Here is a 20,282-nt window from a genome sequence, read left to right as displayed (position 1 = left end):
GCCAATACCTACTCTGACGTGCTGTCTTAGCGAAAGCAGAGTGACGCCAGGCATTGCCGGCACCAGGGTGATGACGACCGTCCAAATTACTTAGAGCGACAGACCGTCGCAGGGGAGTCCGATGACAGGCCAGCAACCGGGCAGCCATCACTACGACTACGACGGCTTCAGCCGCATCGCCGGCCCGGCGGAACCCGTACCGGACGGCAAATACCGGGTCGAGCTGCGGCCGCTCTCCGCCCGCCGCCCGGTACGGTCGCTGCTCATCGCGCTCTTCGCGTTCGCCTTCGAGGCCACCTTCTTCGGGTGGCTGCTCTCCTCCATCGAATTGCCGGACCGCCGCATGCACGCCTGGCTCTTCGCGGCGACCGTGTTCATGATCGGCGCGACCGCGCTGATCGAGCTGTTCCGGCTGGTCAACGTCGTGACGCTCTGCCTCGCCACGCTCTGGGCCCGCGATCCGGTGCCGGTGCGGCCGCAGCAGCGGCTGCGCGTCGCCTTCCTCACCACGATCGTCCCCGGCAAGGAGCCGATCGAGATGGTGGAGAAGACCCTGCGGGCCGCCCGCAAGATCCGGCACGGCGGGCGCTACGACGTGTGGCTGCTCGACGAGGGCAACGATCCCGACGTCAAGGCCATGTGCGCGCGGATCGGCGTGAACCACTTCAGCCGCAAGGGCGTCGACAAGTACAACACCCCGGCCGGGGCGTTCAAGGCCAGGACCAAGCACGGCAACTACAACGCCTGGGTGGACAAGCACGGGACCGGCTACGACGTCTTCGTCTCGGTCGACCCGGACCACGTGCCGCTGCCGAACTTCTGCGAGCGCCTGCTCGGCTACTTCCGCGACCCGGACGTGGCGTTCGTGATCGGCCCGCAGATCTACGGCAACTACGACAACGTGGTGACCCGCTGGGCCGAGTCGCAGCAGTACCTGTTCCACTCGCTGCTCCAGCGCGCCGGCAACCGGCTCGGCATCCCGATGCTGGTCGGCACCAACAACGCGGTACGCATCGCCGCCCTCAAGTCGATCGGCGGCCTCCAGGACTCGATCACCGAGGACATGGCGACCAGCCTGGCCGTGCACGGCGCCCGCAACAAGGCCACCACCCGGCGGTGGAAGTCGGTCTACACCCCGGACGTGCTCGCCGTCGGCGAGGGCCCGTCCTCCTGGACCGACTACTTCAGCCAGCAGCACCGCTGGTCCCGCGGCACCGACGAGGTGGTCGTGGCGAACTTCGCCCGGACCGTGCGGCGGCTCGGCTTCCGCCGGACCGTGCACTACGCGCTGCTGATGGCGTACTACCCGCTCACCGCGATCTCCTGGGTGCTCGGCGCGGCGACCGCCGTCTGCCACATCGTGCTCGGCGCCAAGGGCGTGCAGGTGCCGCAGGAGGTGTGGCTGATGCTCTATGTGGACGCCGCGCTCTTCCAGGTCGGTCTCTACCTGTGGAACCGGCGGCACAACGTGAGCCCGCACGAGGAGGTCGGCTCGTCCGGCCTGACCGGCATGCTGCTCTCCACCCTGTGTGCCCCGATCTACGTCACCTCGTTCGTGCAGGCGGTACTGCGCCGCCGGGCCGGGTTCGTGGTGACGCCCAAGGGTGACTCGGCCAGCCCGGATCACCTGCTCACCTTCCGTACCCATCTGCGCTGGGCGGCCTTCTTCGCGGTGCTGCTGGTGGTGGCCGTCTTCACCGGTCACGCACACGGCTTCATGTGGCTGTGGCCCGCGCTCAACCTGACCCTCTGCCTGACCCCGCCGGCGATCTGGGCGCTGCAGTCGCTCACCCGCCGGCCCGAGCCGCCGGTGGAGCCGATCACCGCTGCTGAAGAACCCGTGGAGACGTACGCATGACCCGCATGACCCCCCGAAAGCCCAGCCCGGCCCGCCGGCTGCTCACCGCGGTCGTGGCCCTGCTCGCCGCCGCGGCCGTCGTGGTGGTGAACCGGCCGATGGTCGTGTTCGCCGCCGACAAGTACCACGACTTCAACATCAACCGGCAGGCCTACAAGGAGAAGTACGGCCACTGGTCGATGCTGCCGGTGCCGGCCGGCTTCCGGGTCAACGCGATCCACGGTGCCCTGCTGAAGACCGGCAAGGTGCTGATCATCGCGGGTTCCGGCAACAACCGGGACAACTTCGAGGCCGGCACCTTCCAGACCGTCCTGTGGGATCCGGCCACCGACAAGTTCTCGCTGGTGCCGACGCCGACCGACCTGTTCTGCGCCGGGCACACCTTCCTGGCGAACGGCAATCTGCTGGTCGCCGGCGGCACCAAGTCGTACGAGGTGCTCGAGGCCGACATCACCCACGCGGCCGGGGTCATGAAGATCAAGAACGAGTCGCCGGACCACGGCGCCCGTACCTTCCCCAAGAGCACGGTCCTCACCTCGGCGGACGGCCGCAGGTACGCGACCCGGGCCGACCTCACCGTGCCGGCCGCCACCAAGATGCAGCACGGCGCGCACACCATGGTGCACGCCGGTGAGGCCGAGGTCTGGGTGGACGCCGAGGAGGCGGGCGACGCGGCGATCGTCAAGGAGCCGGCCCAGTACTCCATCGCCGGCCTGACCGGCCTGGACGCCCGCAACCTGTACGGCGTCGCCGAGAAGATCACCCGCGAGAAGCAGGAGTACGGCGGCGACAAGACGTCGTACGAGTTCGACCCGGAGACCGAGCGCTACGTCCGTACCGGCGACATGGTGGAGCACCGCTGGTACCCGACGCTGGCGCCGCTGCCGAACGGGGACATCCTGGCCGTCTCCGGCCTGGACGAGTTCGGCCGGATGCTGCCCGGCCTGAACGAGACCTACCGCACCGCCGAGAAGCGCTGGGTCGCCTCGCCGGAACTGACCCGGGTCTTCCCCACCTACCCGGCGCTGTTCGTCACCCGCGACGAGCGGCTGTTCTTCTCCGGCTCCAACGCGGGCTACGGCTCGGACACCGAGGGCCGTACGCCGGGCCTGTGGAACACCCGCACCAACAAGTTCCAGGTGGTGCCCGGCCTGCGGGATCCGGCCATGACCGAGACCAGCGCGTCCGTGCTGCTGCCGCCGGCCCAGGAGCAGAAGGTGATGATCCTCGGCGGTGGCGGGGTCGGCGACTCCCCGGTCTCCACGGCCCGGACCGCGATCGTCGACCTGGACGTGCCGCAACTGGCCTACCAGCCGGGCCCGGACCTGCCGCATCCCACCCGGTACCTGAACACCGTGGTGCTGCCCGACGACACCGTGTTCACCAGCCACGGCTCGTCCGGTTACCGGGGTGGCTCGTACCAGGGCGCCAAGCGCAGCGACCTGCTGACCGCGCAGATCTACCACCCGGACAGCAACGAGTTCCGCACCGCCGCCGCGCCGACGGTGGGCCGCAACTACCACTCCGAGGCGCTGCTGCTGCCGGACGGGCGGGTGCTCACCATGGGCAGCGACCCGATCTACGCCCGCAACGGGCGCGACCCGGGCACCTTCGAGCAGCGGATCGAGATCTACAGCCCGCCCTACCTGTTCGGCAAGGGCGAGCGGCCGGCGGTGACCGGCGGTCCGACCGTCGTGAAGCACGGCGGTAAGTACACCTTCACCTCGCCGGACGCCGGCCGGGTCCGGTCCGCCCGGCTGGTCCGGCCCAGCGCGGTCACCCACGGCACGGACGTCGACCAGCGCTCGGTGGCGCTGACCGCGTCGGCCGTTCCGGGCGGGGTACGCGTGACCGTGCCGAAGGAACGCGGCGTGCTGCCGTCCGGCTGGTACATGCTGTTCGTGACCGACGACTCCGGGGTGCCGTCACCGGCACGCTGGGTCCAGGTGGCCTGAGCAGGCGTCAGTTGGTGGCCAGATCCAGTGCGTACTCTGGCCACCACTGACCGGCCGGCGGGGCACCGTTCCCGCAGGCGCCGTCGGACTCACCGGGCCGCTTCACCCAGAGGTACGCGTCCACCCGCGGATGCCCGGTCTCGGTGGTCGGCGCCTCGCCGAGAGCCCGGCCCGGCGGGTTGCACCAGTGCGCGTCACCCGCACCGATCTTCGCCGGGCCGTTGCCGTTGCGGCTCGTGTCGATCACGAAGTGGGCGCCGTCCAGCCGGTCCGAGATCTGCTCGCCGTACCCGATGTTCGCCTCGGTGGTCTCGAAGTTCGACACGTTCAGGCTGAAGCCGTCGGCGCGCTCCACACCGGACTTCCGCAACGCGTCGGCGACCCGGTCGACGTCCTTCACCCAGCTCGGGTTGCCGCCGTCGAGGTAGACGCGGACCCGCGGGCCCTGCTTGAACTCGCGCACCGCCGCGTCCAGCAGCGCGAACCGCTCGGTGGCGCCGGAGCCGGTCACGCAGCCCTCGAGCACGTGGGTCATCGCGTCGGGTTCCAGCACGACGATGGCGTCGGAGTCGCGTACCGCCGTGGCCAGCTCGCTCACCCAGGCGCGGTAGGCGGCCGCGTCGGGGGCGCCGCCACCGGAGTGACCGCCGCAGTCGCGGTCCGGCACGTGATAGGCGACCAGCACCGGGGTACGCCCGGCCGCGGCCGCCGCGGCGACCAGGCCGCGCGCCCGGTCGGCGTAGCCGGGGTTGGCGTCGGCGAACCACACCGCGGCCGGGGAGGTGGCGATCCGGCGTACCGCCTCGGCGTCCGCGGAGCGCCCGGCGGCCTCCCACTGCGCGACCTGGTTCATGGCCGGGCCGGCCGGCTCCACGTAGAACGGTCCGGCGCCGATCACCTCGGGAGTGCTCGGGACGGCCGAGGGCGTCGGGGTCGGAGCGGGGTTGTCGCCGCCGGCCGAACAGCCGGCGGCGCCGAACGCCACCAGGCCGCCGATCAGGAGCGCGGGAAGACTTCTCATCGCCAGCAACGCTACTTGATCAGGATTTATCACTACATCCTCAGCGCACCGACTGTGCGACGCGAACCGCCTCCTCCAAGGTCGCGAATCCCTCCAGCCGGTACGTGATCAACTCGGACGTGTCCCAGATCAGCGTGGGTCCCGCCAGACGCGCCGTCGCGGTGTACTCAGTCCCGGTCCGATCGGCGTACGTCAGCGGATGCGGCGAGGCCATCCAGATCGCGCCGTCCGGCACGCCCGCCAGCTCCACCCACTGGGCGTCCGGCGCGGTCTTCCGGAAGAGCGGAGACAGGTTCCCGGCGAACTGGTCGAACCGGACCGTTCCGCCGCGGAACACGAGGGTCACCACACGCGGACGGCCACCCGGGTCCGGGTCGGCCAGCAGGACCTCCTCCGGAGGACCCAGCAGCTCCGGCACCAGCACCCGGAAACCGGCGGCCCGTTCCGCCTCCGCCAGATCGGCGGTGCGCGTCGAGGGCAGCGGGCTCGGGTTGGCCGGGAGAGAACCGCGCGGGTGCTCTCGGCGTACCTCGATGCCCGCGACCCGCAGCAGGTCACCGACCACCTCGACCACCGCGGCGCGCGCCGGTGCGACAAGCGTGACCGTCGCGGTCAGCGCGGCCACCGCGGCCGCCAGCCAGAGGCGCACGCGAGGCCGATGGGGCGCCGGCCGGGCAAGGCGCGCCCGGACCGCATTTCTCTGATCAACCGGTTGCGGTACGGCCAGAGCGCGCCCGAGTTCACGCAGCTCGCCGATCAGGTCGTCGTGCTCAGGCACCGGGCACCTCCTTCACCGGCAGCCGGTCGCGCAGCCGGGTCAGCGCCCGCGCGGTCCGCGACTTCACCGTCCCCTTCGGCAGCCCGAGTGTCATCGCCGTCTCCGCCTCCGACAGGTCCAGCAGATAGCGGCAGACCAGCACCTCCCGGTCCCGGACGTCGAGCGCGCGCAACTGCTCGACCAGGAACCGGCGCCGCTCAGTCGCCTCCGCCGACTCGGCCGGATCCGGTTCCAGCGGCATCGGGTCCTCCCGCACCGCGGCCCGCATCAGCAACCCGGCCCGCCGGTTGCGCGACCGGAGCAGGTTGCGGGTCTCGTTCGCGACGATGGCCAGCAGCCACGGCCGGAAACCGGACTCCCCCCGATACCGCCCCAGCTGCCGGTACGCCTTGACGAACGCCTCCTGCACCACGTCATCCGCGTCCGCACCCGCGCCGAGCAGCGTCGCCGCCCGATGCGCGGGCGCGGTGAACCGGACGACCAGGACCTCGTACGCGTCCAGATCGCCCGCACGGGCTCTCGCCACAGCGGTCGCCTCGTCGTTCTCGATGGCCGCCCCCCTCACCACACCCTATTGACACCGCCCGGCGGGAACCGGTTCCCACCGGCCGGTGTCACCACTACATGACGACCCGGCGCACTCTTCTGCTCCTCGCGGGATCCGGCCTCGCCGCGGCGGCCACCGGCTGCCGCGAACCCGCCGCCAAGGCCACCGAGGCCGCCCTGCCCGATGTGGTCCTCGCCGACAGCACCCGCGGCCTGCTGCGGCTGTTCCCCGGCGGCGAGCAGCGGCTCGGGTCGGCGGTGGTGGCCTTCGACGGCGCGCACGTCTACGCGCGCCAGGACGCGGACCTGGTCCGGTTCGATCCGGCGACCGGGGCAACCACCCGCAGTACGGCGCTCGGGGGTGGGTGGCTGCCCCGGGCCGTCTCCGCGGACGGCCGGGCGTGCGCACTGGGCCGAACACCGGCCGAGGTCCGGCCGGTGGCGCGCGCCCGGACCCCGCTGCTGATCACCGGACCGGACGGCGATCGCGAGTACGACCTGCCCGGCGTGATCGAACCGGACGCCTTCACCACCGACGGCCAGGGACTGTTCGTGCTCGACTGGCTGCCCGCCAACGCACCCGAGACCTATCGGGTGCGCCTGCTCGACCTGACCACCGGCGAGCTGCAACCGCTGCTCACCCGCAACAAGGTCCCGGTTCCAGCCGGTGCCGAGGAGGAGATGCGCGGTGAGGGCCGCCAGGCGGTGCTCTCCGCCGACCGGCAGATGCTGTTCACCCTCTACACCCACCAGCCCGGCCACCGGCACACCCGCGACCTGGTCTCCGGCCGGCCCGGCAACGCGCACGCCTTCGTGCACGTGCTGCACCTGACCGAGCGATGGGCGTACTGCCTGGACCTGCCGCACCCGTTCGGCGAGGGCGGGATGGACGGGCACGCCCTCGCCGCCGACCAGCACCGCATCGCGGTGGTGGACCTCAACTCCGGCAAGCTCGCCTACGCCGGCCCGTCGTCGCTGACCGTCGAGCAGGTGGTCGACGTGCGCCCCGCCGCCGGCGCCACCGCCGCCCTGATCCTCACCACCGACGGCCGCACCCTGATCGGCGGCGGCGACGCGGTGACGGTCCTGGACACCGCCGCGCACACCCCGATCGCGCGCTGGGAACTACCGGCCCCGATCAAGGGCCTGGCGCTGAGCCGCGACGGCGCCCGCCTCTACGCCGGCGCGGAGCGCCGCCTGATCTGGCTCGACGCCACCTCCGGCAAACGCGCGGGCCAGCGCGAGGTGATCGGCCTGACCGCGGTCAAGCAGGTCCTCTGACCCCGGTTCCGGGTCAAGCTCCGCTGCCCGGTCCCGATCCTTCGGGGTACGCGCTCCGGCCGTACCCATCCTTTCCGCCCGTCCCGCCCTGCCCGCGATCGACTGCCCGCTTGCGCGCCCCAGCGCGCCAGCCGGGCCCGGGCACGTGGTGCGCCGGCCGCATCACTCGGCGCCGGCCCGCGGCGTGCGGGTGATCTGGTCGAGCCGGGCAAGTCGCCCGTCCGGAGCGAGGCTTCCGAAGGTGTAGATCTCCGTCGTCACGGTTCTTCCCTGCCGTAGCCGGGCGGTGAGCGTGTACCGCGCGGCGACCTGCTGGCCGGCGGTCAGCACCTCGTGGATGTCGACGGAGACCGCCGTCGCGTTGCGGCGGGCGGGACGGGCGTGCGCGATCAGCCGGTCCCGGTCCATCGGCAGCCCGTCGTTGTGAAGCACGAAGTCCGGGACGTGGTAGCGGTCGAAGACCGCCTCGGCGGGCTCCGTGCCGAGGCCCATCTCGTCGGGATAGCGAAGCAGATAGTCGGTGAAGCTGAACATCGGTTCCTCCGGCGATGATCGGTTACAAGTCTGACAGCACTGTCCAAGATAAGCCGATGGGCTAACCTTGACAACCGTGTCAGAGATGACCGGGAGTCCGGGACGACGACGACGGGCCGACGCCGAGCGCAGCCGGGCCGCGATCATCGACGCGGCTATCGACCTGCTCGGCCGGCGGCCCGCCGCCAGCATGGAAGAGATCGCCGCGGCGGCCGGCGTGGCCCGGCAGACCGTGTACGCCCACTACTCCTCGCGGGAGGCACTACTCGGGGCGATCGTCGAACGGATCACCGGTGAGACCGTGGCGGCGCTCAACGCGATCGATCCGGGCGGCCCGGCGATCGAGGCCCTGCGCGAGTGGCTGACCGTGAGCTGGGAAGTCGTCGGCCGCTACCGGATGCTGCTCACGGTGCCCCTGCCGGCCGGGGACGCCGCCGGCGAGCACGACCGGCACCTACCGATCATGGAGCGGCTCACCGAGATCGTCGGGCGCGGACAGGCGACCGGCGAGTTCACCACCGGCCATCCCGCTGGCTGGCTGGTGGCCGCGACGATCAGCCTCGGTCACACCGCGGGCCAGGAGGTGGCAGCCGGGCGGATGACCCCCGAACAGGCCGGGGCGGCGTATCGGGAGAGCGTCCTGCGGCTCGCCGTCAGGTAGCGCGGCGCAGCGTGTCCAGCAGGAACCAGTCGTCCTCGTGGTGGACGACGGGCTCCAGGCCGGGGCGGGCGGCCAGGGCGGCGTGCACGTTGAAGCCGTCGTAGTTGCCGGGGTTCTGGCGGTCGCGGAAGTGCAGGGCGACGATGTCACCGCCCGGTTCGAGCCGCTCCACCACGCCGGCCAGGAACGTCTCCAGGTCCGCGGCGGACAGGTAGTAGAGCAGGTCGCCGATGACGATCAGGTCGAAGGTACCGTCCGGCAGCTCGGCCGGGAGCAAAGCCCGCTCCACGCGTACGTTCGGCAGGTCGGCGGTGTTCTCGCGGGCCTGCTGGACGGCCTCCTCGACGCTGTCGACGGCGAGGATCTCGTCGCAGCGCGGGGCGAGCATCCGGGTGAACAGGCCGATGGAGGCGCCCGGCTCGTAGCACCGGCGGTACCGCTCGCGCGGCAGGCTGGCCAGGGTGACCGCGTACTTGCGCTGGTTGTGCCACTTGGACGCGACGTCCCACGGATCGTCCTTCGCCAGGTAGAGCCCGGTGAAGTAGTCCAGCGAGACCGTGGTCTCCGGCGGTACGGCGTCGCCCTCTGCTCGTGTCACGCCGGAATTGTGCCGAACGCTCCGGCAGCCGCGCCAACCGGGTGCTCGGCGACCCAACACCCTCAGCGAGCTGACACCGTCAGCGTGCCCACGCCCTCCTCCGCGTTGAGGTCCAACCCGCCGGAACCGGCTCCCACGGTCAGTTCGTCGCCCCGCCGCACGCCCCTGTCCCGGTCGCCGTAGACGGTCACCGTGCCAGCGCCGCGCCGGAAGGCCGCCCGGACCGGGACCTCGCCGGCGGTGGTGATCCGCCACCGCTCGACGCCCCCGGCCAGCACGATCGGCAGCGCCGCCCGCTGCCGGGGCAGCGTGAGGTCCAGCCGGCCGATGCCGCCGAGCAGGTCGACCCGGTCGACGGTGCCGTCCTTCAGGTCGAGCGCCGCGGTCCGGAAGCCGCCGCGCGTCCGTACCGTCCAGTCGACCTCCTCGCTGAGCAGCACGTCGACCCGGGCCGAGCCTCTCGTCCCGGTGGGCTCGATGCCGACCCGCAGCGTCGTGCCGTCCACCTCGGTGCTCGGCACCACCCCGCTCCCCCGTGGCGAGGTGACCCGGAACCAGCCGCCGGCGACCTCCCCGATCGTCACATTGAGCTCGGTGGTGTTGTCGACGAACTCGAAGGTGGCGGCCGCCGGCACCACCGGCGGCGGGGCCGGCCGGCTCGGTGGCGGTGTACCGATGGCGACCGGCGGATTGGTCACGGCCGCGGACGGGACCGGGGAGGCCGCACCGCCGGCGAAGGTGGGCGGGCCCGGCGGCTCGGGGTCCGGCCGCGCGATCGCCCACGCCAGGGTGCCGCCCACACCCAGCAGAGTGGCCAGGACCACGGCGGATCTCCAGAACGACCGGTGCGGACGCACGCCCACCGGAATCTCCACGGTGGCACGGTCGACGGTGGCACGGTCGACGGTGGCACGGTCGCGCGCGGTGGTGCGGCCGGTCGCGGGCCGGTAGCCGCCCGCCGGCGGGCCGGCCGGATCCGGGCCGGCCAGGTTGTGCCAGGCCGGAGTCGTCCGGTCGGGGTCGGCCCCGGGCAGCTCGTAGTGGTCGGCGGGCGGTCCGAGGCGTTGCGGTGCGTCCGGCCAGTAGTCGGAGATGTCCGGCAACCGCGGTGCGCCGGCCTCGGACGCGGCTGCGGTGTCGGCTGCGGTCTCGGCTGCGGTCTCGGCTCCGGCAACAACTGGACTGTCCACGCGCGCTCTCCTCGATGCGGCCACCCGCCGCCGGGGGCGAGCGGGGGTTACGCAACGAGATACGGACCCGAGGCCCGATCGGTTCGACTGGGATCGCTCCCAGATCAATTGTCCACGTGTAACCCCTTGCCCTCGGTCACCGATACCGGTAGATCATTATCAAAACATTAAGTGGTCTGCAGAGAGCGAATTTGATGCCGGAAGACGAAACCCGGGACGGGCTCCGGGTCGGAGGCTGGGTTCCGCCCTATTCCCCGGACGGTTCCGCGCCTTCCCCACGCATCCGTCCGGCGCGGCGACCGGCACTTCCGCGCGGCGCCGAACGCCGCGCACTCGGCGCCGGACCGACCCGTCCGGGGCAGTCGCGCGGCCGCCTCCTGCTGGCCGCCGCGCTGGCGATCGGGTGCGCCACGGCGGCTGCGGTGACGTTCGCGCTCGGCGACGAGGAGAGCGCCGCGCCGGTCGCGGCGCCGGGCGAGTTCGTGTGGCCGGCCACGCCGGACGAGCCGGTCGCTCCGACCGGGACGATCTCCCTGCTGCCGAACCCGAGTGCGACGAGCACGTCGAAGCCGGTCTCCCGGGCCGCCACCGCGGCGCACAGCCGGTCCCGGAAGCCGAGTGCGGCCAGGCCGCCAGCGAGCCGGAGCGCGCGACCGGCGGCACCCGCACTGGCGGCTGGCACCGGCGTCGGCCTGGAGGCGGCCGACCGGCCCGGCTTCCGGGTGCGGCATCGCGACTTCCGGGGCCGGCTCGATCCGGTCGGGCCCACCAGCAGCGAGCTGGACCGTGCCGACGCGCGCTTCACGGTTCGCACCGGGCGGGCGAATGCGAACTGCTTCTCTTTCGAATCTGTCAACTACCCCGGCTATTTTCTCCGGCATCGGAACTTCGAAATCCGGATCGATCGGCCCGAGCGTACGGAACTGTTCGACCAGGACGCCACATTCTGCACGGTGACAATTCGTCAGGGCACCGCACTGGCGTTACGCTCGGTCAATTTTCCGGACCGGCACGTGGTCGCCGACGGCGACCGGCTCCTCCTCCGCGAGAGCACCGCGGAGTGGGCCACCGGGTTCCGGCCGGGGTCGCCGTTTGGCGTGGGTGGTCCGGCCGGGGCCCTCCGGCCGGACCACCACCCATCAGTCCCGGCGCAGGACCAGCACGGCTCTCGGCTCGAGCGTCTCCGGCGCTCCGGACAGTTCGCTCAGATCGACCGGACGGTCGGTGCGGTTGATCAGGAACCAGTGGTCGCCCCGGATCGCCAGCTCCACCGGGCCACGCAATCCGGGCGGCAGTTCACTGCCGACCGCGGCCGGTTCCAGCAGGGCCGGCAACAGGGTGGTCAGGCCGTCCGCGCCGAGCCGGGTGGAGACGTACGCCGCCGACCCCTCCCCCACCACCCGGCGCGTGACCGCCGCTCGTTCCGCCTGCTCACCGGTCTTGTAGCGGGCGATGATCTCGGTGTCGCCGGCGACGTCGACCCGATCGGTCCACACCGTGCCGGTGGTGCCGTTGTCCAGCTCGACGCTCTCCGAGTCGAGCAGCGGCGCGAACTCCTCGATCCGGATCCCGAGCAGATCACGCAGGGCGCCGGGGTACCCGCCGAGCCACACGTGGTCGTTCTCGTCCACGATCCCGGAGAAGTACGTGGTGACCAGGTGCCCGCCGCCCGCCACGTACTCCCGCAGCCGCTGCGCCAGAGCGGCCGGCACGACGTGCAGGATCGGGGCGATCAGCATCCGGTAACCCTCCAGCGGCCCGCCGGTCGGCACCACGTCGGCGCGTACGCCGTGGTTGAGCAGCGCCGTGTACCAGTCCAGGGCCTCCTGCCGGTAGCGCAGCCGGTCGGTCGGGTGCGAGTCGTGCTCGGACACCCACCAGGACTCCCAGTCGAAGACGATGCCCACCTCGGCCCGGCGCCGCGACGAGCCGGCGACCGGGGCCAGGTCCCGCAGGCGCGCCCCGAGTTCGGTGACCGCCCGGAACACCGCGCTGTCGCGTCCGGCGTGCGGCAGCATCGACGAGTGGTACTTCTCCGCGCCGGCCTTGGACTGCCGCCACTGGAAGAAGCAGACCGCGTCCGCGCCGTGCGCCACGTGGGTGAGCGAGTCCCGGGCCAGCTCGCCGGGCTTCTTCGCGAGGTTGACCGGCTGCCAGTTGACCGCGCTCGTCGAGTGCTCCATCAGGAACCACGGCCGGCCACCGGCGAGGTTGCCGGTCAGGTTGGCCGAGAAGGAGAGCTCGTCACGGGCCTGCGGGCCCGGCACCACGTAGTGGTCGTTCGAGACGAAGTCGACGTCCGCGGCCCAGTCGGCGTAGTTCATCGGTTTCTGCAGGCCCATCACCATGAAGTTGGTGGTGACCGGCACCTGCGGGGTCAGCTCACGCAGCACCGCGGTCTCGGCGCGCAGGTGCTCCTTGAGCGCGTCCGAGGAGAACCGGCGGAAGTCGAGCTGCTGAGTGGGGTTGGGATGCGACGCGGCGATCCGGGGCGGCAGGATCTCGTCGAAACAGTCGTAGCGCTGGGACCAGAACGCGGTGCCCCAGGCGTCGTTCAGGGACCCGATCGTGCCGTAACGCGCCCGCAGCCAGTCACGGAACGCGGCCGCTGCGTCGTCCGAGAAGTCGTAGATGTTGTGGCAGCCCAGCTCGTTGTTGACGTGCCAGGCGACCAGCGCCGGGTGCTCGGCGTACCGGGTGGCGAGGGCGCGGACCAGCGTCAGCGCGTGCGCACGGAAGACCGGCGAGGTGGGCCGCCAGTGCTGCCGGGCACCCGGCCAGACCGTGTTGCCGTCCCGGTTGACCGGCAGGATCTCCGGGTGCTTCGCGGTCAGCCACGGCGGCGGTGAGGCGGTGGCCGTGGCCAGGTCGACCGCGATACCGCCGGCGTGCAGCAGGTCCATCACCTCGTCCAGCCACGCGAAGTCGTACTCGCCCTCGCGGGGCTGGATCCGCGCCCAGGAGAAGATCGCGAGCGAGACGATCGTGACGCCGGCCTCGCGCATGGCGCGTACGTCGTCGTCCCAGACCTCGCGCGGCCACTGCTCGGGGTTGTAGTCGGCGCCGAACTCCAGACGCGCCGCTCCGGCGCGGCGGAGCCAGCGCCGGAGCGGTTGAACGTTGCTCGATGTCATTTAACCGTGAAGCCCTGTTCCTGGCCGTACTTGACCGATGCGTCCTGCCAGGACTTGAGTCCGTCCTGCAGGGTTCCCTGCCCCAGGTACGCCTTACCCACGGTGTCGCCGTAGATGCTGTTGGCGTAGACCTGGAACGGCAGGTATGACCAGCCGGGGACGACCTGCCCGGCGGACGCGGCGAGAACCTCGTTGACCTTCTGCCCGCCGAAGTACGGGAACTCCTTACCCAGGAACTCCGTCGAGCCGAGCTCCTTGGTGGTGGCCGGGAAGGCACCGTTCGCGGCGCGGGTGGCCGCTCCCTCGTCGACCGTCGCGTACTTGAGGAACGCGTACGCGAGGGTCTTGTTGGCGGCCTTCTCCGGGATGGCGATGGAGCTGCCGCCGTTCTCGGAGGTGGCCTTGCCACCGGCCTCCCACTGCGGCATCGGCGCGACCCGCCACTTACCGTTGCCGGCCTTCACACCGGACTCCAGGTTGGCCGGCATCCAGGCGCCGATCACCAGCGAGGCGATGGTGCCGTCGGCGAGGCCCTGGTACCAGCCGTCGCTCCAGCCGGGTACCGGGTTGAGCAGCTTCTTGTCGATCAGCGGCTGCCAGAGCCCGGTGAACTTCTGGGTGCCGGGGTCGGAGAAGTTGACGCCGACGTTGGTGCCGTCCACGGTGTACGGCTTTCCCCCCGCCTGCCAGATCATGCTGGTGGTGAAGCCGGCGTCGCCGCTGTCGCTGGTGATGTATGCCTTCGGGTCGGCGGCGTGCAGTTTCTCCGCGGCCGCCGCGTACTCCTGCCAGGTGGCCGGCACCGCGATCCCGTGCTTGTCGAAGACCTCCTTGTTGTAGAAGAGCGCCATCGGTCCGGAGTCCATCGGCAGCCCGTAGACGGCCTCGCCGGCGTGGACGGAGTTCCAGGTGCCCGGGGTGAAGGTGCCGTCCAGCCCGGACGCCCCGAACGTGTTCAGGTCGGTCAGGTTCTTGGCGAGGGCGTACTGCGGCAGCGCGTAGTACTCGATCTGTGCCACGTCCGGCACCCCGGTCCCGGCCGTGATCGCGTTCTGCAGCGCGGTGTACGCGTCGTTGCCGGTGCCGGAGTTGACCAGCTCCACCTTCACCTTGGGGTACTTCTTCTGGAAGTCGGCGACGACCTGCTTCAGGGTCGGCTCCCAGGCCCAGACCTTGATCGCGCCCCCGGCGTCCAGGGCGGCCTGCACGTCCGCCTCGGAGACCGTGGTCTCGGCGGCCGCGCCGCCGGAGTCGGAGTCGTCGGAGCCACCGCAACCGGCGGCCAGCAGGGTTATCGACAAGGCGGCACCCAGGAGCGCGCGCCGGCGGGTGATCATCATGGGCTTCCCTTCTTCGGGATGGGGGAGGGTGCTACTGCTTGACGCTTCCCGCGGCGAGACCCGACTGCCAGTAACGCTGGAGCAGCAGGAACGCCGCGATGAGCGGGACGATGGTGAGCAGCGAGCCGGTGATCACGAGGTTGTAGACGACGTCCCCGCCGACCGTGCTCGCCTGCTCGGCCCACGAGTAGAGGCCCAGGGTGAGCGGATAGAGATCGGGATCCTTCAGCATGATCAGCGGCAGGAAGAAGTTGTTCCAGGTCACGACGGTGTTGAAGAGCAGGACCGTCACGAGGCCGGGCGCGAGCAGCGGCGTCGCCAGCGAGAAGAAGATCTTGAACTCGCCGGCGCCGTCCACCCGGGCCGACTCCAGGATCTCGTCCGGCACCGCATCGGTGGCGTACGTCCACATCAGGTAGAGGCCGAACGGGCACACCAGCGCGGGGATGATGATCGCCCAGGGCGTGTCGGTGAGCCCCATCTTGGCGAACATCAGGAAGGTCGGCACGGCGAGCGCGGTGGGCGGCACCGCGACCCCGCCGAGGACCACGGCGAACACCGCGGCGCGGCCCCGGAAGTTGAACTTCGCCAGCCCGTACCCGGCCAGCGCGTTCAGCAGGGTCGCGCCACCGGCGCCGACCACCACGTACAGGAACGTGTTGAGCAGCCAGCGGGCGAAGATGCCGTCCTGATAGGCGAAGGTGTCGGCGATGTTGCCGAACAGCGCGAAGTCGCCGGAGAACCAGAGCCCGAAGGAACTGAACAGCCCCTCCTGGGTCTTGGTCGAGCTGATCAGCAGCCAGACCACCGGAAGCAGGCTGTAGATCAGGGCCAGGGCGGTGATCACGGTCAGCGTGATGCTGCGGTGACGTCTCTTCACCGAGCCGTCACGCTGCGCGCCGCGTGCCGCCGGGCGGATGGTCAGGGTGTCGGTCATCGTTCCGCTCCCCGCATGCCACGGCGCTGGAAGAGGTACGCGACCAGCATGGTCACCACGCCCATGATCAGGGCGATGGTCGCCGAGTAGTTGACCTGCTGCCCGGCGAAGGACAGCTGGTACGCGTAGACGTTCGGGGTGAAGTAGGTGGTGATCGAGTTCGGCGCCAGGGTGTCCAGGATCTGCGGCTCGTTGAAGAGCTGGAAGCTGCCGATGATCGAGAAGATGGTGGCGACGACCAGCGGCCCGCGCAGTGCCGGCAGCTTGATCGCCCGGATGATCCGGAACTGGCCGGCGCCGTCGATGGCGGCCGCCTCGTAGAGAGCGGTGTCCACCACCCGCAGCCCGGAGTACAGAATGATCATGTTGTACCCGACGAATTCCCAGGTCACGATGTTGCCGATGGCGGTGAGGATCAGGTCGGGGGCGAGCGGGTCGGGGATCGCCCAGCCGAAGGACTCGTTGAGGTTGCCGACCAGGCCGATCCGGGAGCCGTACATGAAGCCCCACATCAGCGTGGCCACCACGGCCGGCACCGCGTAGGGCAGGAAGATGGAGATCCGGAAGAAGGCCGCGCCGTAGAGCCGCCCGCTGTCGATGGCCAGTGCGATGAGCAGTGCCAGGAACAGCATGATCGGCACCTGGATCACCAGGAACAGCCCCACCCGGGTGAGCGCCTCCCAGAACTGCGGGTCGCTCAGCGCCTTCGTGTAGTTCTCCAGGCCGACGAAGGTGGTCCCGCCGACCAGTTGGGTGCGAAACACGCTGAGGTACGCCGAGTAGGCGATCGGCGCGAGGAAGACCAGCGCGAACACCGCGAGGAACGGCCCGGTGAACCCCCAGCCGATCCAGGAACGCCGCGTCAAACCGCCGCTCCCTCCGTCGATGTTTACGTTAACAATTTCGGACACGTGACGAGATGTTTACGTAAACGTGTGTGCCGTATAGTGGCACGCGTCACCAGGGCGGTCAAGGTTCGCAGGGAGCCAGGCATCGAAACACAGCGACTCCGCGCCGGCTCGGACGTCCCGGGCGGGCGCCGCAAACAGCGCGTCTCCATGGCCGACGTGGCCCGGCTCGCCGGGGTCTCCTCGCAGACCGTCTCGCGCGTGGCCAACGGCCAGCCCGGTGTCGTCGAGTCCACCCGCGAGCAGGTGCTCACCGCCATGCGCGAGCTGGGCTACCGGCCCAACAGCGCGGCCCGCTCGCTGCGGTACGGCCGGTTCAACACCATCGGCGTGATCCTTTTCGGTCTCTCCTCCACCGGCAACAGCCGTACGGTCGAGGCGATAGCCACCCACGCCGCCGCCGAGGGCTACGCGATAACCCTGATCCCGGTCGGCATGCCCACCCAGGACAACGTGCTCGGCGCGTTCACCAGGATGGGTGAGCTCGCCGTCGACGGCGTCATCGTGATCATCGAGGTGCACCTGCTGGACGCCACCGCGGTGGCCCTGCCGCCCGGCGTGCACGTGGTCGTCGTGGACTCCGACGCCGGTGACCGCTACCCGGTCGTCGACACCGACCAGGCCGACGGGGCCCGTCAGGCCGTCCGCCACCTGCTCGGCCTGGGGCACCGGACGGTGTGGCACCTGTCCGGGCCGGCCGAGTCGTTCGCCGCCGAGCGCCGGGCGAGCGCGTGGCGTGCCGTCCTCGAGGAGGCCGGCCGGCCGGTGCCACCGGTCGAGCACGGCGACTGGTCCGCCGACTCCGGCTACCACGCCGGGCTGCGGCTGGCCGGCGTGCCGGAGTGCACGGCGATCTTCGTGGCGAACGATCAGATGGCGCTCGGCGTTCTGCGGGCCCTGCACGAGCGGGGACGCCGGGTGCCGGACGAGGTGAGCGTGGTGGGCTTCGACGACATCGCGGACGCCGGCTCCTACCTGCCGCCGCTGACCACGGTGCACCAGGACTTCGCCGAGGTGGGACGGCGCTGCGTGCGGTCGCTGCTGCACCAGATCCACGACGGGCCGGCCGGCCCGGGCACCGATCTGGTGGCGACCCGGCTGATCGTGCGCGGGAGCACCGCACCGGCACCGGCTTGACCCGGAGGAGGAGGCTGAGGGGGATGGCCTCGACACGGAGGGTGATCTCCATGACGCGCAAGACCGACAGCAGCAGCGACATCCTGGAAAAGGCCCGGGCGGCCACCGACAACGCCACGGTGGGCCGGGTGTTCGGTACCCCGGTGGAGAAGGACGGTGTCCTGATCCTGCCGGTGGCCGTGGTCGGTGGGGGCGGCGGCGGTGGCTCGGGCAGCGGCTCCGGCGCCGCCGGCATCAAGGCCCGCGGCGAGCAGACCGGCGACGAGTCCTTCGGCACCGGCTCCGCCGGCTCCGAACCGGAGGGCGAGGGCTCCGGTGGCGGCTTCGGCTACTCCGCCCGGCCGGCCGGCGTCTACGTGCTGAAGAACGGCCAGGTGTCCTGGCAGCCGGCCGTCGACGTCAACAAGATCGTCCTGGGCGGCCAGCTGGTCCTGGTCGCCGCACTGCTGGTGACCCGCTCGATCCTGAAGCGCCGGGGCCGCCGCCGGCACCGCTGAGCCCGGCACGGACCGGAGCAGGTCAGGGCTCCGGGTAGCGGGCTACCCGGAGCCGGCGGGCGAAGACCGCGAGGGTCAGGCCGGCGCAGAACAGCCAGACCACCGCCGCGTGGGCGAGGCCGCGCCAGACCATGTCGGTGGAGCCGCCGTCGACCGCGTACGTGCCGATCTCGCGGGTCGACCAGAACGGCATGAACTTGGCGACCAGCCCGGCCGGGTCGGCCAGCATCTGCACGGCGCAGACGCTCAGCAGGGCCAGCGCGCCTTCCAGCTCGCGCGGCAGCAGCGCGCCGACCAGGCTGCCGAACGGCGCCGCCACCACGGCGGTGACCAGCATCATCAGCCCGGCCGCCCAGGGGTGCGGGAGGTCCTGGTCGAACCCGGCGAGCGCCCAGTAACCCAGGGCGAGCATCGCTCCGGCGCCGGTCATGGCGATCAGCCGCCCGCCGATGATGCTCGTCACCGACGCACCGGACAGCCGCAGCCGGGGGTCGACGCCCCGGGACGCGTTCACCACGAACAGCGTGAGCGTGGAGACGGCCCAGCCGATGCCGAGCGCCAGCATCCGGATCGACTGCCCGGTCAGATCCCGGCGGACCAGGTAGAACCAGAGCGGCAACGAGATCAGCAGGAGCAGCGCGGTCCAGCGCCGGCTCATCTCCCGGGCCGACAGCCCGGCCACCACCAGTGCGGTCATCGGTTTCCTCCCGCCGCGCCCAGGTCGAGCACGTGATCGACGTTCTGCAGCTCGTGCAGCAGGTGGGTGACCACCACGACCGCCCGGCCGGCCTCCCGCCACGCCCGGACCTGCTGCCAGAAGTCCAGGTACGACCCCTGATCGAAACCCTGGTAGGGCTCGTCGAGCAGGAGCAGGTCGGGGCCGTGCAGTTCGCCGAGCACCAGGTTCAGCTTCTGCCGGGTGCCGCCGGAGAGCTGCTGGACGGGCTGGCCGGGAGCGGGCCGCCAAGCGAGGCGGGCGGCGAGGTGGGTACCGGTGGAGCGGGCCTTGCGCGGGACCATCCCGGCGGCCGCACCGAAGAGGGTGAAGTGCTCGTCGGCGGTCAGCCAGCTCGCCGTACCCCCGTCCTGCGGCACGAAGCCGACCCGGCGGGTCCGGTGTACCGTGCCCGCGTCCGGGCGGATCAGGCCGGCGCAGACGCGCAGCAGGGTGGACTTGCCGCAGCCGTTGGCGCCGACGATGGCGGCCACCTCACCGCCGCGGACGGTCAGGTCGACACCGGAGAAGACGGTCCGGCGCCGGTAACGCTTGCCGACGCCGGCCAGCCGCAGCATGACCGGGCCGGACACGTGCCGCTCCGAGACAAGAGCCGGGGCCCGCAACTCGGTGACCAGGTGCCGGGCGTACAGGTGGGCGGGGCCGAAGAGACGATCCGGGTCGGTGCCGTGCTCGCCGGCCTGCTCGGCGGTCTCGGCGCTGAGGCGGCGGGCCCGGGCGGGCTGGAGGCCGAGCCGGACCAGTTCCTCCTCGAAACGAGCCGGCCAGTCACTCATCGGGCCACCTCGGGTGAGCCGACCAGCGAGTCGACGCCGTCGCGGAACCGGCGCCACTCGTCGGCCTGGGCGGCGAGCAGGTCGAGGCCGGCCGGGGTGATCGCGTAGTACTTGCGGCGCGGGCCGGTGTCGGACGGCGCCCAGCTCGGCTCGGCGAGGCCCTGCTGTTCCAGCCGGAGCAGGGCCGGGTACAGCGTGCCGCCGGGCACGTCGGCGACGCCGGCCACGGCCAGCCGGTGCGCCAGCCCGTACCCGTAATCGGGCTGGTCACGCAGCATGGCGAGCAGGCAGAGGTCGAGGAATCCGTGCAGCCACGGTCGCGGGGTCATGTAGGCAGACTAACTGCATAGCAGCCCGCCTACCTAGCGGGGCTACTCTGAAGCGGCTGGAAAATA

At 71.3% G+C, this 20,282-nt stretch carries 20 protein-coding genes and 1 pseudogene; 7 read left to right on the top strand and 14 right to left on the bottom strand.

Annotated elements, in window-relative coordinates; translation table 11 throughout:
• Positions 1 to 121: 121 nt before the first annotated feature.
• Together I4J89_RS14715 and glxA are read left to right on the top strand one after the other, a co-directional pair.
• A complete protein-coding gene (locus tag I4J89_RS14715) occupies positions 122 to 1,858 on the top strand; it encodes a glycosyltransferase family 2 protein (RefSeq protein ID WP_196414510.1) in 1,737 nt (578 codons plus the stop codon).
• A gap of 5 nt (positions 1,859 to 1,863) precedes the next feature.
• Positions 1,864 to 3,813, top strand: coding sequence for a radical copper oxidase GlxA (gene glxA / locus I4J89_RS14710; RefSeq protein WP_196414509.1), 1,950 nt, complete (start codon positions 1,864 to 1,866; stop codon positions 3,811 to 3,813).
• 7 nt (positions 3,814 to 3,820) lie between these two features.
• Here the strand turns inward: glxA and I4J89_RS14705 are convergent, their stop codons facing one another.
• Genes I4J89_RS14705 through I4J89_RS14695 form a run of 3 tightly spaced genes read right to left on the bottom strand, consistent with a single transcriptional unit; the run spans position 3,821 to position 6,177 of the window.
• Positions 3,821 to 4,834: a glycoside hydrolase family 6 protein gene (locus I4J89_RS14705; RefSeq protein ID WP_196414508.1), complete on the bottom strand. Its 1,014-nt coding sequence runs from the start codon at positions 4,832 to 4,834 to the stop codon at positions 3,821 to 3,823.
• Between the two features lie 40 nt (positions 4,835 to 4,874).
• Positions 4,875 to 5,612, bottom strand: a complete 738-nt coding sequence (locus I4J89_RS14700) for a hypothetical protein (RefSeq protein ID WP_309238318.1) — start codon at positions 5,610 to 5,612, stop codon at positions 4,875 to 4,877.
• The gene (locus I4J89_RS14695; RefSeq protein WP_309238317.1) at positions 5,605 to 6,177 is read right to left on the bottom strand and encodes an RNA polymerase sigma factor; all 573 of its coding nucleotides are present in this window, start codon (positions 6,175 to 6,177) and stop codon (positions 5,605 to 5,607) included. Before I4J89_RS14695 ends, I4J89_RS14700 begins: the two co-directional genes overlap by 8 nt.
• A gap of 59 nt (positions 6,178 to 6,236) precedes the next feature.
• Between I4J89_RS14695 and I4J89_RS14690 the strand changes: the two genes are divergently transcribed.
• Positions 6,237 to 7,439 carry a WD40 repeat domain-containing protein gene (locus tag I4J89_RS14690; protein WP_196414506.1) on the top strand — a complete coding sequence of 401 codons (1,203 nt, stop codon included), beginning with the start codon at positions 6,237 to 6,239 and terminating at the stop codon, positions 7,437 to 7,439.
• A gap of 162 nt (positions 7,440 to 7,601) precedes the next feature.
• On the opposite strand, the gene I4J89_RS14685 is transcribed toward I4J89_RS14690, so the two are convergent.
• The gene (locus tag I4J89_RS14685; RefSeq protein ID WP_196414505.1) at positions 7,602 to 7,973 is read right to left on the bottom strand and encodes a nuclear transport factor 2 family protein; all 372 of its coding nucleotides are present in this window, start codon (positions 7,971 to 7,973) and stop codon (positions 7,602 to 7,604) included.
• An 85-nt stretch (positions 7,974 to 8,058) separates the two neighbouring features.
• On the opposite strand from I4J89_RS14685, the gene I4J89_RS14680 reads away from it, so the two are divergent.
• Complete coding sequence (locus I4J89_RS14680; protein WP_196414504.1) at positions 8,059 to 8,634, top strand: TetR/AcrR family transcriptional regulator; 576 nt, start codon at positions 8,059 to 8,061, stop codon at positions 8,632 to 8,634.
• On the opposite strand, the gene I4J89_RS14675 is transcribed toward I4J89_RS14680, so the two are convergent.
• From I4J89_RS14675 to I4J89_RS49530, 3 genes are all read right to left on the bottom strand, one after another.
• Positions 8,627 to 9,232, bottom strand: a complete 606-nt coding sequence (locus I4J89_RS14675) for a class I SAM-dependent methyltransferase (protein ID WP_196414503.1) — start codon at positions 9,230 to 9,232, stop codon at positions 8,627 to 8,629. The two genes, I4J89_RS14680 and I4J89_RS14675, sit on opposite strands and share 8 nt — an antisense overlap.
• Before the next feature lie 62 nt (positions 9,233 to 9,294).
• Positions 9,295 to 10,422: a hypothetical protein gene (locus I4J89_RS14670; RefSeq protein ID WP_196414502.1), complete on the bottom strand. Its 1,128-nt coding sequence runs from the start codon at positions 10,420 to 10,422 to the stop codon at positions 9,295 to 9,297.
• 247 nt (positions 10,423 to 10,669) lie between these two features.
• Positions 10,670 to 11,104, bottom strand: a complete 435-nt coding sequence (locus I4J89_RS49530) for a hypothetical protein (RefSeq protein ID WP_230858957.1) — start codon at positions 11,102 to 11,104, stop codon at positions 10,670 to 10,672.
• Between the two features lie 40 nt (positions 11,105 to 11,144).
• Here I4J89_RS49530 and I4J89_RS51945 point away from each other — a divergent pair.
• Positions 11,145 to 11,450 (top strand): annotated as a pseudogene (locus I4J89_RS51945) (AbfB domain-containing protein); the annotation flags it as partial.
• A gap of 111 nt (positions 11,451 to 11,561) precedes the next feature.
• Here I4J89_RS51945 and I4J89_RS14660 read toward each other — a convergent pair.
• Genes I4J89_RS14660 through I4J89_RS14645 form a run of 4 tightly spaced genes read right to left on the bottom strand, consistent with a single transcriptional unit; the run spans position 11,562 to position 16,699 of the window.
• Complete coding sequence (locus I4J89_RS14660; protein WP_196414501.1) at positions 11,562 to 13,556, bottom strand: beta-galactosidase; 1,995 nt, start codon at positions 13,554 to 13,556, stop codon at positions 11,562 to 11,564.
• Positions 13,553 to 14,896, bottom strand: a complete 1,344-nt coding sequence (locus tag I4J89_RS14655) for an ABC transporter substrate-binding protein (RefSeq protein WP_196414500.1) — start codon at positions 14,894 to 14,896, stop codon at positions 13,553 to 13,555. Before I4J89_RS14655 ends, I4J89_RS14660 begins: the two co-directional genes overlap by 4 nt.
• A gap of 31 nt (positions 14,897 to 14,927) precedes the next feature.
• Positions 14,928 to 15,833, bottom strand: a complete 906-nt coding sequence (locus tag I4J89_RS14650) for a carbohydrate ABC transporter permease (protein ID WP_196414499.1) — start codon at positions 15,831 to 15,833, stop codon at positions 14,928 to 14,930.
• Complete coding sequence (locus I4J89_RS14645) at positions 15,830 to 16,699, bottom strand: carbohydrate ABC transporter permease (RefSeq protein ID WP_196414498.1); 870 nt, start codon at positions 16,697 to 16,699, stop codon at positions 15,830 to 15,832. Before I4J89_RS14645 ends, I4J89_RS14650 begins: the two co-directional genes overlap by 4 nt.
• Before the next feature lie 192 nt (positions 16,700 to 16,891).
• Between I4J89_RS14645 and I4J89_RS14640 the strand changes: the two genes are divergently transcribed.
• Entirely contained in the window at positions 16,892 to 17,878 is a 987-nt protein-coding gene (locus I4J89_RS14640; RefSeq protein WP_196414497.1) for a LacI family DNA-binding transcriptional regulator, read from the top strand.
• 50 nt (positions 17,879 to 17,928) lie between these two features.
• Entirely contained in the window at positions 17,929 to 18,375 is a 447-nt protein-coding gene (locus I4J89_RS14635; protein ID WP_196414496.1) for a sporulation protein, read from the top strand.
• A gap of 22 nt (positions 18,376 to 18,397) precedes the next feature.
• Here the strand turns inward: I4J89_RS14635 and I4J89_RS14630 are convergent, their stop codons facing one another.
• The 3 genes from I4J89_RS14630 to I4J89_RS14620 are packed head-to-tail and all read right to left on the bottom strand — an operon-like array spanning position 18,398 to position 20,216.
• On the bottom strand, positions 18,398 to 19,072 hold the full coding sequence (locus tag I4J89_RS14630) for an ABC transporter permease (RefSeq protein WP_196414495.1): 675 nt from the start codon (positions 19,070 to 19,072) through the stop codon (positions 18,398 to 18,400).
• A complete protein-coding gene (locus I4J89_RS14625) occupies positions 19,069 to 19,887 on the bottom strand; it encodes an ATP-binding cassette domain-containing protein (protein ID WP_196414494.1) in 819 nt (272 codons plus the stop codon). Before I4J89_RS14625 ends, I4J89_RS14630 begins: the two co-directional genes overlap by 4 nt.
• Positions 19,884 to 20,216 carry a PadR family transcriptional regulator gene (locus I4J89_RS14620; protein WP_196414493.1) on the bottom strand — a complete coding sequence of 111 codons (333 nt, stop codon included), beginning with the start codon at positions 20,214 to 20,216 and terminating at the stop codon, positions 19,884 to 19,886. The genes I4J89_RS14625 and I4J89_RS14620 overlap by 4 nt, the downstream gene beginning before the upstream one ends.
• Between the last annotated feature and the right edge of the window lie 66 nt (positions 20,217 to 20,282).

It is taken from the genome of Actinoplanes aureus (assembly GCF_015704865.1).
Taxonomy (GTDB): domain Bacteria; phylum Actinomycetota; class Actinomycetes; order Mycobacteriales; family Micromonosporaceae; genus Actinoplanes; species Actinoplanes aureus.
This window is presented reverse-complemented; position numbering and strand designations above follow the sequence as displayed.